The organism is Collinsella sp. WCA1-178-WT-3 (M1) (assembly GCF_009696325.1).
Classification (GTDB): Bacteria; Actinomycetota; Coriobacteriia; order Coriobacteriales; family Coriobacteriaceae; genus Collinsella.
In genome coordinates, this window is record NZ_VUME01000004.1 from 55,116 (window position 1) to 69,690 (window position 14,575).

Here is a 14,575-nt window from a genome sequence, read left to right on the forward strand (position 1 = left end):
GGTGGTTGGCGGTTAGGCGGAGGGAAGGCCCGGGGTGTTGGGGGCTTGTTGCGGCTTGACGTGGGCGTTGCGCCAGATGATCTGAATGAGATAGCCCAGCATAAAGACGAAGGCTACGCCGCTGATAAAGTTGCCCATAAGGGGAAGTGCCGTAAGGGCGCCGGCGATGGCGCCGCCCACGGCGGCCATGGCGTAGCGGTTCTGGCTGTGTCCGACCATGCGTGCGACCGCGGTGCCCGCAAAGGCCGCCGAGACCAGGGCGATGCCGATGACGCCGCACATCAGGGCTCCGGCGAGCGACAGGCCGGCAATAGAGATGATGAGCAGCAAGATGGCGGGAACGGCGGCTACCGTGCCCAAAAGACCGCTCACCCACAGCGGGGCGGGGTGCTGGTGAAGCATGCCGGCCGCGCTGGCTGTTGCACGCGGAAAGACGAGCTCAAGGAGAATCGCGACAAAGCAGGTGGAAAGAGCTGCGGCAACGATGCCGCCGATGACGTCGTTGACGGTGGAGGTATCCTCGTTCTCGGTGCGGTCGATCTTGAGGGCCCCCACTTTGGCGCCGTCGGCGCGTTCGGGGTCCTGTGAGACATGAGCGTTTACGGTACCGGTAATGTTGGCGTTTTTGCCGAGCACCAGCTTGTCGGCCCAGACCTCAACATCGCCATCGACAGTGCCGTCGATGGTTACCGTACTGCCCGCGAGCACTGCCGACTTGGCGGAGCCGCGCAGGGCAACCGTCTCACCTGCGGCATAGAAGCAATTGGCGGTACTGCCGGAGTTAAGTACGACGTGCTGAGCGGCAACTGTCACGCTTCCATCAATGGTGGTCTTGGCGATATCGATGGTGCGCGCCGCCAGGCGAACGGCGCCGCCTACGGTGCAGTCGCGAATCGACAGGCTTTCGCCGGCGGCGATGATATCGCGGTCGATGGACGCGTCGTCCAGGCTAAGGCTTTGACCGGCCCAGTACAGATCGCCCCCGACGCCGGATGGACTGGAATCCCCGTCGGACACGAAAACATTGCCCGCGGTGTCGGTGCCGGCGAATGCCATGGAAGGCAGCGCGGTAAACGCCAGCGCGATAAGCGCGAAGGCCATAATGAGGTGTCCGCGCATGTTGTGATGTTGCGCTGCCGCGGGTTGGTTGTGAGGCATGGTGAATCCTTTGCTTGGTGATTTGCATACGCCCAATATGGTACCCATTGCGCCTTCGCTCTAAAAGAAACTCGCGGTTGCAGTATTCTGCATGGGCAATTGCCTACGTAAGGCGTCGCGGGATATCGGGCCTGCGGCCGGTTGTAGATAGGCCGTCACCTTGCGATGGGCCGGGCCGTGCTATCTATTTTTTACGATGTAGGAAACGCGCGATATCGTCCTCGGTGGGGCTTTTGATGTCAAAGCGCAGCGAGAGCCAGCGCAGGCCCATGGTCACTGCGACGCAAACGACCAGCGCGACGACATTGCTGACCAAGCCGCTCATGACAAGGCAAACATAGCTTGCCGATCCAGCGATAGCCGCGATGGCATAGAAGTTGGTGCGCTGGAAAATACCCGGCACCACGCCCATAAAACCATCGCGCAGCATGCCGCCGCCTACCGCGGTAAAAAAGCCCATCATGATGCACACGACCGGTGCAAATCCGTACACGAGCGCCTTATCTGCGCCGGTTGCCGCATAAATACCTACCGAGATGATGTCGAGCAGGGGGATGAGCTTGTCGGGCTTGTCGACGATGGCAGGGAAGATGTAGATGATGGCCGCCGTGGCGATGGACAGCGGAAGCGCCATGGGCTGGTTAAGGATGTAAACGTTGCCCACCTGGAGCGTCATATCGCGCAAAAGACCGCCGCCCAGGCCGCAGACCACGGCGAGCGCGACGGCGCCCACCAGATCGAGTTTGTGCTCGCGCGCAACCAGTACACCCGAGATCGACGCCGCGACGACAGCGAACATCTCGAGCCAAAACGGGATGGCAACCATGGCATCCGAGGCGTGTGCGGTAACGATTACAGTGGCGATGACGGGCAAGGTGGGTTCCTTTGGGTAGTTGGATTGGAAAATGCCCGTACATAGTACATGGTTGTGGGAGGTCGTGACCCCATTGCTCGGTAAACGGTCGGAACTGGGCACGGTCACAGGTTCCAAACATGTACATCAGCATCCAAAAACGACATTCTCTGACATCTTTGGAGGGTGATGTACATGTTTGGAGATCTGGGTTGGTGTTGAACGCCCTGGCGGGTTCGAACCCCTCCTCCGCCGCCGTATTTGTCTGTAAGGGACTCAAAACAAAAAAGCTCCCTTTGTTGGGAGCTTTCTCAACCAAAATGGCGGAGGAGGAGGGATTCGAACCCTCGTGACCTTATACAGGCCAAACGGTTTTCGAGACCGCCGCATTCAACCACTCTGCCACCCCTCCGCGTGGGGTAAAAACAAAGCAGGCACAAAGGCCTGCTTTGGAATTAACTGGCGGAGAGTCAGGGATTTGAACCCTGGAGACGCTTTTGACGCCTACACGATTTCCAATCGTGCTCCTTCGGCCACTCGGACAACTCTCCGTTAAATGCGAAAGTCAGTATACACGAGGAATCGCAAAGTGCAAACCAAAAACTTGGCATTTTTTAAATTGCATCGCTCCGTCGTTTGCCCAACCGTGTCGAAACCAATCGATGACCTGCGTAATCGGCCCAGGCGAACTGTTCAAATGAGGTAGTTACGGACGGTCGGGAATCAAGTTTAATAATTCAAAATGTCGCGTTGTACCGCTGGTATGCATTTTGCGACCGCAGCCATGCTGCGAGCGACTTGCGGTTATCTGGCAGAAAGTCGGTATGTACCCGCCCTTGTCCTCAAATCCGTCAAGCTCTTGGACGGCATTTGGTTGGAATACGCAAGAAAGGCCGTGCGAGTATGGGCATATGTGGAGGTCATGAGGTTGTAGCTGCATATTCTTGCAGCCTGGGAGGTTGAAAGATACTATTACCAAGTCTTTTCCTGCTTCAGGCGCACCTTCACGACCTGAAGCCACATTTGTCCAGAGGAGGTGACAATATGAAGGCTTATGAACTGCTGTTCTTTGTTGACCCGTCGCTCGACCCCGAGACTCGTCTCGCTGTTATGAAGCGTATCGATACCACGATCGCTGAGGGCGCTGGCAAGGTCGACTCCGTTGACGAGTGGGGCAAGCGCAAGCTCGCCTACGAGATCAACGACCTCACCGATGGTGACTACACCCTCATCAACTTCCACGCAGATCCTACCCAGATCGCCGAGCTTGATCGCGTCCTGCGCATCACCGACGCTGTGGTCCGCCACATGATCGTCCGTCGCGACGACCAGGAGTAAGACTGTCGTTTTGGACTGGGCTTGTGCCCCAAGAGGAAGTAGTGAGTAATGAGCATCAATCGAGTGAACATCACCGGTAACCTCACCCGCGATCCCGAGCTGCGCGCCACTGCCGGCGGAACCCAGGTTCTGTCCTTTGGCGTCGCCGTGAACGATCGCCGCCGCAATGCGCAGACTGGCGAGTGGGAGGACTATCCCAACTTTGTCGACTGCACTATGTTCGGCACCCGCGCCGAGGCCGTGAGCCGTTTCCTGGCAAAGGGAAACAAGGTCGCGATCGAGGGCAAGCTGCGCTACAGCTCTTGGGAGCGCGACGGTCAGCGCAGGAGCAAGCTTGAGGTCATCGTCGATGAGATCGAGTTTATGAGCTCCCGTGGTGGCCAGGGTGGCTACGATCAGGGCGGTTACGCCCCCGCATCTCCCGCGCCCGCAGCGCGTCCTGCCGCACCGGTGGCTACGCCGCCCGCGGTCGACGTCTACGATGAGGACATCCCGTTTTAAGGGTTGTTCACCTATTTTTGAGTGAGAGGCGGCTTCGGTTCGCCGAAGTTGCCAAATGAAAGGTATTTTGACATGGCTAATGATTTTTCTGCACGTCAGCCGCGTCGTAAGTACTGCCAGTTCTGCAAGGAGAACACTGAGTTCATCGACTATAAGGACACTCAGCTTCTCCGTAAGTACATGACCGACCGTGGCAAGATCAAGCCCCGTCGCGTCACTGGCGCTTGCACGCAGCATCAGCATGACATCGCCAACGCCATCAAGCGTGCCCGCGAGATGGCTCTCCTGCCGTACACCGTCCCCGTGGTTTCCTCTCGTGGCAACCGCGACCGCGGCTAAGAAGGGAGACGCATCATGAAGGTTATTCTTCTCGATGAGATCAAGGGCAAGGGCGGCGAGGGTGACGTCGTAGAGGTCGCTCAGGGTTACGCTGAGAACTTCCTGTTCCCCAAGAAGCTCGCTGTTGCCGCCACCAAGGGCAACCTCAAGCAGCTTGACGAGCGTCGCAACAACATCGCCAAGCGCGAGGCCGTCCGTCTGGCTACCGCCAACGAGACCAAGGCTGCCCTCGAGGGCAAGCAGGTCACCGTTGACGTCAAGGTCGGCGACGAGGGCATCCTCTTTGGCTCTGTCACCGCCGCTATGATCGCTGACGCCATCAAGGATCAGCTCGGTATGGACATCGACCGCAAGCGCGTCGAGCTCGGTAAGCCCATCAAGGTTGCCGGTGCCCACACCGTTGCCATCTCGCTGTACCGCGAGATCAAGGCCGAGGTTGTCGTTCTCGTCGGCGTTACCGCCGAGGAGCTCGCTGCCGAGGCTGAGGTCGAGGAGGCCGCTGAGGTCGCCGAGGCCGAGACCGCCGAGGTCGAGACCGAGGCTGCTGCTGAGTAGCATTTGCTGCAACGCAACAATCTTGTTCTAAGAAGGGCGCTCTGGGAGACCGGGGCGCCCTTTTATTTTTTGCGCTGAGTGGGTGTCACGTCATACATTGAGATGCAGTTCCACATAAGGGACCGTTCATCCGTTTGGTTCGGTGATGATTGTTAAGGCGCGCCTCGATTTAAAGCTGTGCCTGATACTATGGATGCTCGCAAGCGATATGAATGAGGATGCTCATGGCATATGACGATAGGGAGACATGGCTGACGGTCGAGGACCGCGGCTCCAAGTTGGGTCTCCCCCAAAACCAAGATGCAGAGGCCAACGTACTGGCCGCCATGCTGCTATCGCCCGAAGTGGTCGAAGAAGCCCAGGTCGAGCTGCAGCCCGATGATTTCTACCGGCCCATTCATAAGACCATCTATACCGCGATGGTCGATATGTACAACAGTCGCATCCCCATCGACTCCATCTCGCTGATCGATTACCTGCGAAGCATCAACAAGCTCGATGCCGTGGGCGGCGAGGCGTACATTTTGGAGCTGATGGGTCAGACCCTGTCGCTCGTCAACTGGCAGCACCATGCCGCCATCGTTCGTCGCGACTCGATGCTTCGTGAGCTGATTGGCGCCACCAACGAGATTAACGCGCTGGCCTATAACGCCCCCACCGATACCAAAGAGGTCGTTGAGCTGGCCGAGAGCAAGCTGCTCAAGGTTACGGCGCGCGAGGTTAAGTCGAGCTACAAGACACTGACCGAGTTTATGGTCGAGGCCTATAACGAGGCCGAGGAAGTTTGCCAGGCCGGTGGCCAGGCAGTGGGCGTTCCCACGGGCTTCCCGTCACTCGACCGCATGCTTATGGGCTTCCGTGAGGGCCAGCTCATCATTATCGGCGCCCGCCCCGCCGTGGGTAAGACCTCATTCGCTCTAAACTTGGCGCTCAATGCCGCCGCTGCGGGCTACACCGTCGGCTTTTTCTCGCTGGAGATGTCGGGCAAGGAAATTGCCCAGCGCCTGATTTGCGCCTATGCCATGATTTCGATCAGTGATTTTCGCATGGGTCGCATTAGCCCCGAGCAGTGGGCCAATATCAACGAGGCCACGCAGACCTTGTCCAAGCTCGATATTCTGATTGACGATACGCCCGGCACCACGGTGACCGAGATTCGCGCCAAGAGCCGCCGCATGCTCCACAACAAGGAGAAAGCCATCATTATCTTGGACTACCTGCAGCTGGTGAGTCCTCCGCCGGGACGCCGTTCCGAGAGCCGCACCGTCGAGGTCTCCGAGATGTCTCGTGGCTTAAAGATTATGGCCAAGGAACTCAAGATCCCGCTGATCGCGCTGTCTCAGCTGTCGCGTCAGGTCGAATCCCGTACCGGCAAGCGCCCGCAGCTTTCCGACCTGCGCGAATCGGGCTCCATCGAGCAGGACGCCGATATCGTCATGTTCTTGGACCGTTCCGCCGACGAGGCTGAGGCCTCGCGCGACGACCGACCCGACGAGGGCGTCACGCGTATTGTCGTGGCCAAGAACCGTTCGGGCCCGATCGGCGACGTCGACCTGATGTTCCTGCCGGCATCCACCAAGTTCTATGAGCTTGATGGGGTGCATACCGAGGAGTAGGACAGGCGCCCGTTGCACGGGTATACTGGGAATGTTTTGTGCTTCTGCCTGCCGTGTGGCGCGCAGACAGTCCATGTATGTAAGGAGTAAACATGCCGTCAACCGTTTTGGTCGGTGCCCAGTGGGGCGATGAGGGCAAGGGTAAGATCTGCGACCTGATCGCTGGCGACTTCGATGCCGTCGTGCGCTATTCGGGCGGCAACAACGCCGGGCACACCATCGTCGTCAACGGCAAGAAGTACGGCCTGCACCAGGTGCCTTCCGGCATCATGTACGCCGACCACGTGTCGGTGATTGGCAACGGCTGCGTCGTCAACCCCAAGGTTGTCCTTGAGGAGATCGACATGTTCGAGGCCGATGGCATCACCACCAAGAACCTCAAGATCAGCGGCAACGCACACGTGGTCATGCCATATCACGTCGACCTGGACGGTGCCTTTGAGCAGAAGCTCGGCAAGAAGAGTATCGGTACCACCAAGCGCGGCATTGGCCCGTGCTATCAGGACAAGATGGCCCGTATTGGTCTTCGTATGCAGGACATGCTGGACGAGGAGCTCTTCCGCGACAAGTTGGAAACCGCTCTTGCCCGCGTGAATCCCGAGCTCGAGCTGCTTTACGGCCTGCCCACCTACACCGTGGACCAGATCTGTGAAGAGTACCTGCCCATGGCCGAGCGCCTGCGCCCGTACATCACCGAGACGAGCCTGCTGCTCAACAACATGATCGATGAGGGCAAGACCCTGCTCTTTGAGGGCGCCCAGGCAACATTGCTCGATATCGACCATGGCACCTATCCGTTTGTCACGTCTTCTAACTGCACCGCCGGCGGCGCGATCACCGGTTCTGGTGTTGGCATGAAAAACGTCGACCGTGTGCTGGGCGTCATGAAGGCCTACATCACCCGCGTCGGTGCAGGCCCCATGCCCACCGAGCTTTCCTACGAGTCCGAGGCCGGCCATACGCTGACCGAGGAGGGCCATGAGTACGGCGTGACCACCGGTCGCCGTCGTCGCTGCGGCTGGTTTGACGGTCCCATCGCCAACTACGCCTCGCGCGTCAACGGTCTTACCGACATCGCCCTGACCAAGCTCGACGTGCTTTCGGTCTTCGACACCATTAAGGTGTGCGTGGCCTATGACGTCGACGGCGAGCGCTACACCAGCGTGCCCGAGCACCAGGTGCGCTTTGAGCATGCCAAGCCCATCTATGAGGAGCTTCCTGGCTGGAAGTGCGATATCACCGGCTGCCGCAGCTTTGAGGAGCTGCCGCAGGAGGCTCAGGACTACGTGGCATTTGTCGAGGATCTGGCGCACACGCGCGTGACGTTTGTCGGTGTTGGCGCCGGCCGCGAGCAGATCATCAACCGATTCTGGAAGTAATCGGCGTTATTTGGTTATTGCGATATACCCCTTCGCAGCCCGGACGGGCGGCCGAGGGGTATATTTGCTTGTAATGGGCCCGCATGGTTGACGGGCCGTTAATCCATAGAGGAGGCACCCTTGAAGGCGGACACTCAAACCATCGACATCCTGTTGTTGGGCAGCGGCGGCCGCGAGCATGCTTTGGCAGCCAAGCTCGCGGCATCACCGCGCGCCGGCAAGCTCTACATCGCCCCGGGCAACGGCGGCACCGCGAGCTGCGGCGAGAACGTGGTTCTCGACGATTGCGATCCTGCTGCCGTGGCGGCGTTTGCACAGAGCCACGGATGCGGACTCGTGGTGATTGGCCCCGAGGCTCCGCTCGTGGCGGGCGTGGCCGACGCCGTGCGCGCGGCGGGTATTCCCTGCTTTGGCCCGGGTGCCGAGGGCGCTCAGATGGAGGGCTCTAAGCTGTTCTCCAAGCAGCTCATGGAGCGCGCGGGCATTCCGACGGCCGCCTACGGCTCGTTTACCGACGAGGCTTCGGCTCTCGCCTATGTGCGAGAGCAGGGCGCTCCGCTGGTCGTGAAGGCCGACGGTCTTGCCGCGGGCAAGGGCGTTATTGTGGCAACCGAGCTTTCGCAGGCCGAAGAGGCCGTGCGCGAGTGCTTTGGCGGCACCTTTGGCGACGCCGGCAACACCGTGGTTATCGAGGAGATGCTCGTTGGCCCCGAGTGCTCGCTGCTGGCCTTTACCGACGGCAAGACCGTGCGACCCATGGCCACCTCGCAGGACCACAAGCGCGCGCTTGAGGGCGACCTTGGTCCCAACACGGGCGGCATGGGCGTCTACAGCCCGGTGCCCATCGTGACCGACGAGGAGCATGCCACCATGGTGAAGGTCATGGAGCAGACCGTGGCCGAGCTCGCCGCCGAGGGCATCGATTACCGTGGCTGCCTGTACGGCGGCTTTATGCTTACCCCCGCCGGCCCCAAGGTGCTGGAGTTTAACGCCCGCTTTGGCGACCCCGAGACGCAGGTCGTGCTGCCGCGCCTTAAGAACGACCTGGTCGAGGTCATGCTTGCCTGCGCTAACTGCGAGCTCGACCAGATTGAGCTCGATTGGCGTGACGAGTGGGCGGTGGCCGTTGTCCTGACGAGCGCGGGTTATCCCGGCAGCTACGAGAAGGGCAAGGTCATCACCGGTATCGAGGATGCCGAGGCCATGGAGAACGTGACCGTGTATCACGCCGGCACCGCCGTGGTGGACGGCCAGCTCGTGACCAACGGCGGCCGCGTGCTCGCCGTGACCGCGCTGGGCGACACGTTCGAGAACGCTCGCAACCTTGCCTACGAGGCTTGCGAAAAGATCGATTTTGAGGGCAAGACCCTGCGTCACGACATTGGCCTGCGCGCGCTGCGCGGCCGCGACGCCTGGGATGCCTAAAATCCGAGAGGAATGAGACGGATGGACGAGAAGAACGAAGAGCTCGTGGACGCGCAAATCGTCGAAGAGGACAGCCGCATGTATGGGCACGCCGAGGGCGAGCCTGGTGGCGAGGTCGCTGACGAGCCGGCGCTGGTGCTGGGCGACGACGACCCGCACGATGCCGAGCTGCACGAGAAGATTCTTTCGGAGGAGTGCGCCTGGAAGGGCAAGATCCTCGACGTCCACCGTCTTGAGGTTGAGCTGCCCAACGGTCACCGCAGCGCCCGCGATATCGTTCGCCATCCGGGTGCGGCAGCCGTTGTGGCGCTGACCGAGAGCGGCAAGATCGTACTGGTGCGTCAGTACCGCACCGCCATCGACCGCGTGACGGTTGAGATTCCCGCCGGCAAGCTCGACCCAGGCGAGGACCCGCTCGATTGTGCCAGGCGCGAGCTGCATGAGGAGACGGGCTTTAAGGCCGGGCGCATTCGCTTTTTAACGTCTATTGTCACGACCTGCGGTTTTTGCGACGAGATTATTCACATCTACCTGGCCACCAAGCTCGAGTTCGATGCGCCCAACCCCGACGATGACGAGTTTGTCAACGTTGACCTGGTGCCGCTGCACGAGCTGATCGATGCCGTGCTCGACGGCAAGATCGAGGATGCCAAGACCGTCGTGGGCGCGCTCGCCTGCGACAGCATCGCGCACCGCCTTGGTGGTTCTGAGCTGTAACGAGTGGGGATAGCCCTGGGACAAGTACTACTGATTGCTTTGTCCCAGGGTCTTACGTTGCTGATATTTCTTTGAGGATCACATGCTGAAGCGTTTTCTGTCTTACTACAAGCCCCAGATGGGGCTTTTTGTTGCCGATACCATTTGCGCCCTGGTGCTCGCCGCCATTGACCTGGCGTTTCCCATTATCCTGCGCAATCTGTGCGGCGGGCTGTTTACCCAGGGCCAGACTGCCATTATGCAGGCGCTCGGTATGATCGCGGTGGGACTGGTGCTGATGTATGCCACCCGCTGCGCCTGCCGCTACTTTGTGAGCTATTGGGGCCACGTGATGGGCGCGCGCATGGAGTCCAAGATGCGCGAGGACTTGTTCGATCAGTACGAGCGTTTTAGCTTTGCGTACTTTGATCGCAACAGCTCGGGTGACATGATGAGCCGCGTGGTCAACGACCTGTTCGATATCTGCGAGGCGGCGCACCACGTGCCCGAATGGATCATTATTTGCGGTATCGAGATCATTGGCTCGTTTGTGATTCTGTTTACCATTGCGCCGGTGCTCGCGCTCGCCATGGCCGTGGTGACGGCGGTGTTCGCGGTCATTATGTTTTGGCAGAATATGCGCATGCGCGAGGTCTTTAGCGATAACCGCAAAAAGATCAGCGGCATCAATGCGCAGCTGCAGGATTCGCTGGCGGGCATGCGTGTGGTCAAAAGCTTTGCCAATGAGCAGACCGAACGCTCTAAGTTCCGTGCCTCTAACGATCGCTACCTTTCGTCCAAGGAAAACATGTATCACGCCATGGGCGTCTACACCGCGACGTATGGTCTGCTCTCGGGCGTGCTCTATGTGATCGTGGTGCTGCTGGGCGGTTGGCTCGTTGCCCAAGGCCAGCTGCAGGCGGTCGATATGGCAACCTTCGCGCTCTACATTTCGCTGTTCTGCACGCCGCTTGAGACGCTCGTCAATTCGGCCGAGACGTATCAGAAAGCCATCGCCGGCTTTAAGCGCATGGACGAGGTGCTCTCGACTGTCCCCGATATTCAGGATAAGCCGGGTGCTGCGGATCTGCAGGTGACGGCCGGCGCTGTTGAGTATCGCGACGTGTGCTTTAGCTACGAGGATGTCGAGCTGGGCGCGGGCGACGGGACGCGTCCCGTTATCGACCATATGGATCTGTCCATTAAGCCCGGTCAAACCATCGCTTTGGTTGGTCCCTCGGGCGGCGGCAAATCAACGACTTGTTCGCTGTTGCCGCGCTTTTACGACGTTGCCGCCGGCTCCATTAGCATTGACGGCCAGGATGTGCGCGACGTGACGCAGCGTAGCCTGCGCCAATCCATCGGCCTGGTGCAGCAAGATGTCTATCTGTTCGACGGAACGATTGGCGAGAACATCGCCTATGGCAAGCCGGGCGCCACGGCAGAAGAAATCGCCGAGGCGGCCCATCGCGCCAACATCGATGCTTTTATCGAGTCGCTTCCGCAGGGCTACGACACCGTGGTGGGCGAGCGCGGCAGCCGTCTTTCTGGTGGTCAAAAGCAGCGCGTCGCCATCGCGCGCGTGTTTCTCAAAAATCCCAAGATCCTTATTTTGGATGAGGCGACCAGTGCTCTGGATAACGAGAGCGAGGAGGCGGTGCAGGAGTCGCTCGAGCGCTTGGCGCGCGGCCGCACCACGATCATCATCGCTCACCGTCTCTCGACCATTAAGCATGCCGACGAGATTGCGACCGTTGAGCATGGTCGCGTTGTGGAACGTGGCACGCACGAGGAGCTTCTCGCCCGTGGCGGCACTTATGCCCGTTACTATCGAATGCAGTTCGAAGGTGCGCGTGCGCACGAGCTCGACTGATTGATATGACAGGAAGGTTATGGCTGATAAGAACCATCTGACTCCGGAAGAAGTGACGGAGTTATTCTCCGAAATCGATGCATCCGGCGTCTTGGATCCTACACTCGCCAAAAAGCGTACCGAGCGCATGCGCGAGAAAGAGTCTGCCGTCAAACGCGGTGACAAGGCGACACTGGCGCGGCTGCGCAGCGAGGATCGCGCGAGCCAGGCAAAACATATCGACCCGCTGTCCGAGGACGATCCTTCTGGTTCGCAGGTGAGCCATACCATTACGAAAACTGCCATGGCCGTGGTTATCGGCATCTTGGTGCTGATTGTGGGCATGCAGATCGGCTACGGCGTGATGCGACGCCTGAACACCGCGAACCTCTCCGAGAGCGTTTCGGTGGATACCGTCTCGACCGCGCTCAAAGGTGGACTTGAATGGGGCAACGGCTTTACGCAGTTCCCGCTCGATTTTACCGTCGACGAGGCCGACGAGGGTACGGGCACGGTTGAGGTGACGGTGCTGGACACGTCTTCTGCCAATGAACTCGAGTTGCTGTCCAACGGTCAGATTCAGGCGGCGGCGCTCGCAACCAATGCCCTGCTCAACGACAAGATTGACCGTGTGGTGTATAACGTCCACGCCTATATCGACGAGGACAGCAGGATTCAGCATGATTCCTTCTTTGGCATGTTTCCCGCCCAGGGCCACCAGAGTGCCATCATGACGTTCGTCTGGACCAAGAGCTCTTCCAACGCCACCAATATCGACTGGAAGATGCGTATCGTGAGCATGGATGACACCATTGCCGAGCGTATTCAGAAACAGGTGAACTCGGTATCGTCGCTCATCGAGGACCCGGCGGTGAGCCAGACTAAGATTGACGAGGAAAAGGCCGAACGTGACCTGGAGCACCGCCTGCACGGCCGCGAGATTTTCCGTGGCGGCAAGCTTGGCCGCACCCCGTCCGAATTACTTGAGCAGGACAAGCAAAAGTAGTCCGCAGCCACATAGAACGATGACATCCCGCGTGAGCCGCAAGCCCACGCGGGACGATTTTTCTGGGACGGGGATTAAAAAATCATTCTGTCATGTATGCGGTTGGCGAGTAGTCAATTTGGGACGGGGCTATTTTAGCTACCCCGGCTGGTGGCACGACGGTTAGGTTGATTGACGGACGGGGCAGCTAAAATAGCCCCGTCCCAAATTGACTACTCAGCGACAAAGCTCTGCTTTCAGAATGATTTTTTAATCCCCGTCCCAGAAAAATCATTATGCATAAGAAGTCATAATTATCATTTTGTAAACAATTCTATGTAATTAACGCCATACGGCATACTTGCGGTTAGAATACCGCGAGGCCTAACTACACACCTTTAAGCCGGTCCCGAGAGACCGGGAAGGAGAACTATGGCGAACAACCATATTGCGGGCGCTGCCGCCCGCACCATCGCGCCCAGCGAACTGTGCCAGCGCATGCTGGCCAAAACCAGCAAGGGTGCTTGCGGTCCCTGCATCCTGTACCTTGAGGATGGGACCATTTTTTATGGCCGTGCATGTGGTGCCGAGGGCACCGCGACCGGCGAAGTCTGCTTCAATACCTCACTCGAGGGTTACTTTGAGGTTATGACCGACCCGAGCTATGCTGGCCAGATCGTTACCATGACCTATCCGCAGATTGGCAACTATGGCATCGACGAGACCGATGTCCAGTCCGCCTTCCCCGGCGATGACGTACGCCCTGCGAGTGCTCCCGCCATGCGCGGCATGATCGTGCGCGACATGTGTGCCACGCCTTCTAACTGGCGCTCGGCCGTCAGCGTGCCGGAGTACCTGCGCGCACACGGCATCGTCGCTATCGAGGGCGTCGACACCCGAGCCCTGGTGCGCCACCTGCGCGACAATGGCTCCAAGATGGGCATTATCTCGACTGAGGTCCTCGACATCGACGAGCTTGCCGAGCGCTTGGCCTCTGCTCCCGCGCTGGTGGGGGAGAACCTGGTCAAGACCGTGAGCTGCCTTGCGCCCCATCCGTTCGCCGGGAGCGATCTGCCCGCCGAGCATGGCTTTGCGCTTGCGGCCCCCGCTCCCGCCCGCCACAACGTGGTCGCGTACGACTGCGGTGTCAAGCGTGGCATCCTGGAGGGTCTGGTCCGTGCTGGCTGCGCCCTCACCGTCGTGCCGTGGGATACACCCGCGCGTCAGGTACTCGACATGAATCCCGATGGCGTCTTTTTGTCCAACGGTCCCGGCGACCCCGATGCCGTGGTAGAGACCTACGAGCAGGTGCAGCAGCTGATCGGCAAGGTGCCCGTCTTTGGCATTTGCCTGGGTCACCAGATGATCAGCTTGGCATGCGGCGCCCAGATGGAAAAACTCAAATTCGGTCACCGTGGCGGTAACCAGCCGGTTATGAACCTGGTCAGCCGCCGCGTGGAAATTACCGCGCAAAACCATGGCTTTGGCTTGCTGTTCCCCAGCTTGGACAAGCTTGTCCCCGAACTTTCGGGCGGCGAGACCGAGCATGCGGCCGACGGCGATCTGCGCGTCTGGGTGCGCCGTGGTATCGCGCCCGTCGTGATGAACGAGCGCTTTGGCCGCATTCGCCTGACGCACGTGAACCTCAACGACGGCACCGCCGAGGGCATTCAGCTGCTCGACGCCCCGTGCTTCTCGGTCCAGTACCACCCCGAGGCCTCGCCCGGCCCCACCGATGCCCACTATCTCTTTACCGCCTTTACGCGACTCATGGACGGCGAGGAGAACTACCTGGACATCGACACCGCGAAGGACCGCCTGCAGGGCTGGAACTTTGCCGACAATGGTTCCGCCACGACCGAGACCGAGGAGAACTAA

At 59.7% G+C, this 14,575-nt stretch carries 13 protein-coding genes and 2 tRNA genes; 11 read left to right on the plus strand and 4 right to left on the minus strand.

The annotated features are described in order from the left end of the window. Positions 1-12: 12 nt before the first annotated feature. The 4 genes from FYJ40_RS03840 to FYJ40_RS03855 form a co-directional block, all read right to left on the minus strand. On the minus strand, positions 13-1,158 hold the full coding sequence (locus FYJ40_RS03840) for a polymer-forming cytoskeletal protein (RefSeq protein WP_154516761.1): 1,146 nt from the start codon (positions 1,156-1,158) through the stop codon (positions 13-15). A gap of 184 nt (positions 1,159-1,342) precedes the next feature. Continuing rightward, positions 1,343-2,032, minus strand: a complete 690-nt coding sequence (locus FYJ40_RS03845) for a trimeric intracellular cation channel family protein (RefSeq protein WP_229770653.1) — start codon at positions 2,030-2,032, stop codon at positions 1,343-1,345. Between the two features lie 300 nt (positions 2,033-2,332). Next, a tRNA-Ser gene (locus FYJ40_RS03850) sits at positions 2,333-2,423 on the minus strand. A gap of 48 nt (positions 2,424-2,471) precedes the next feature. After that, positions 2,472-2,562 (minus strand) — tRNA-Ser (locus FYJ40_RS03855). 493 nt (positions 2,563-3,055) lie between these two features. Between FYJ40_RS03855 and rpsF the strand changes: the two genes are divergently transcribed. From rpsF to carA, 11 genes are all read left to right on the plus strand, one after another. Beyond that, positions 3,056-3,349, plus strand: a complete 294-nt coding sequence (rpsF, locus tag FYJ40_RS03860; RefSeq protein ID WP_006235831.1) for a 30S ribosomal protein S6 — start codon at positions 3,056-3,058, stop codon at positions 3,347-3,349. Between the two features lie 48 nt (positions 3,350-3,397). After that, positions 3,398-3,850 (plus strand): single-stranded DNA-binding protein, encoded by a 453-nt coding sequence (locus FYJ40_RS03865; protein WP_154516758.1) that lies wholly within the window; start codon positions 3,398-3,400, stop codon positions 3,848-3,850. A gap of 72 nt (positions 3,851-3,922) precedes the next feature. After that, complete coding sequence (gene rpsR / locus FYJ40_RS03870) at positions 3,923-4,189, plus strand: 30S ribosomal protein S18 (RefSeq protein WP_006235829.1); 267 nt, start codon at positions 3,923-3,925, stop codon at positions 4,187-4,189. Positions 4,190-4,204: 15 nt separating this feature from the next. After that, a complete protein-coding gene (gene rplI / locus FYJ40_RS03875; RefSeq protein ID WP_154516756.1) occupies positions 4,205-4,744 on the plus strand; it encodes a 50S ribosomal protein L9 in 540 nt (179 codons plus the stop codon). A 218-nt stretch (positions 4,745-4,962) separates the two neighbouring features. Next, on the plus strand, positions 4,963-6,360 hold the full coding sequence (gene dnaB / locus FYJ40_RS03880; protein ID WP_154516876.1) for a replicative DNA helicase: 1,398 nt from the start codon (positions 4,963-4,965) through the stop codon (positions 6,358-6,360). A 92-nt stretch (positions 6,361-6,452) separates the two neighbouring features. After that, positions 6,453-7,739 (plus strand): adenylosuccinate synthase, encoded by a 1,287-nt coding sequence (locus tag FYJ40_RS03885; protein WP_154516751.1) that lies wholly within the window; start codon positions 6,453-6,455, stop codon positions 7,737-7,739. Positions 7,740-7,859: 120 nt separating this feature from the next. After that, positions 7,860-9,164, plus strand: a complete 1,305-nt coding sequence (gene purD, locus FYJ40_RS03890) for a phosphoribosylamine--glycine ligase (RefSeq protein ID WP_154516747.1) — start codon at positions 7,860-7,862, stop codon at positions 9,162-9,164. Positions 9,165-9,185: 21 nt separating this feature from the next. After that, a complete protein-coding gene (locus FYJ40_RS03895) occupies positions 9,186-9,881 on the plus strand; it encodes an NUDIX domain-containing protein (protein WP_195838565.1) in 696 nt (231 codons plus the stop codon). 82 nt (positions 9,882-9,963) lie between these two features. Continuing rightward, positions 9,964-11,733, plus strand: a complete 1,770-nt coding sequence (locus FYJ40_RS03900; RefSeq protein WP_154516744.1) for an ABC transporter ATP-binding protein — start codon at positions 9,964-9,966, stop codon at positions 11,731-11,733. Between the two features lie 19 nt (positions 11,734-11,752). After that, on the plus strand, positions 11,753-12,718 hold the full coding sequence (locus FYJ40_RS03905) for a hypothetical protein (protein WP_154516741.1): 966 nt from the start codon (positions 11,753-11,755) through the stop codon (positions 12,716-12,718). 411 nt (positions 12,719-13,129) lie between these two features. Next, positions 13,130-14,575 (plus strand): glutamine-hydrolyzing carbamoyl-phosphate synthase small subunit, encoded by a 1,446-nt coding sequence (gene carA, locus FYJ40_RS03910; protein WP_154516738.1) that lies wholly within the window; start codon positions 13,130-13,132, stop codon positions 14,573-14,575.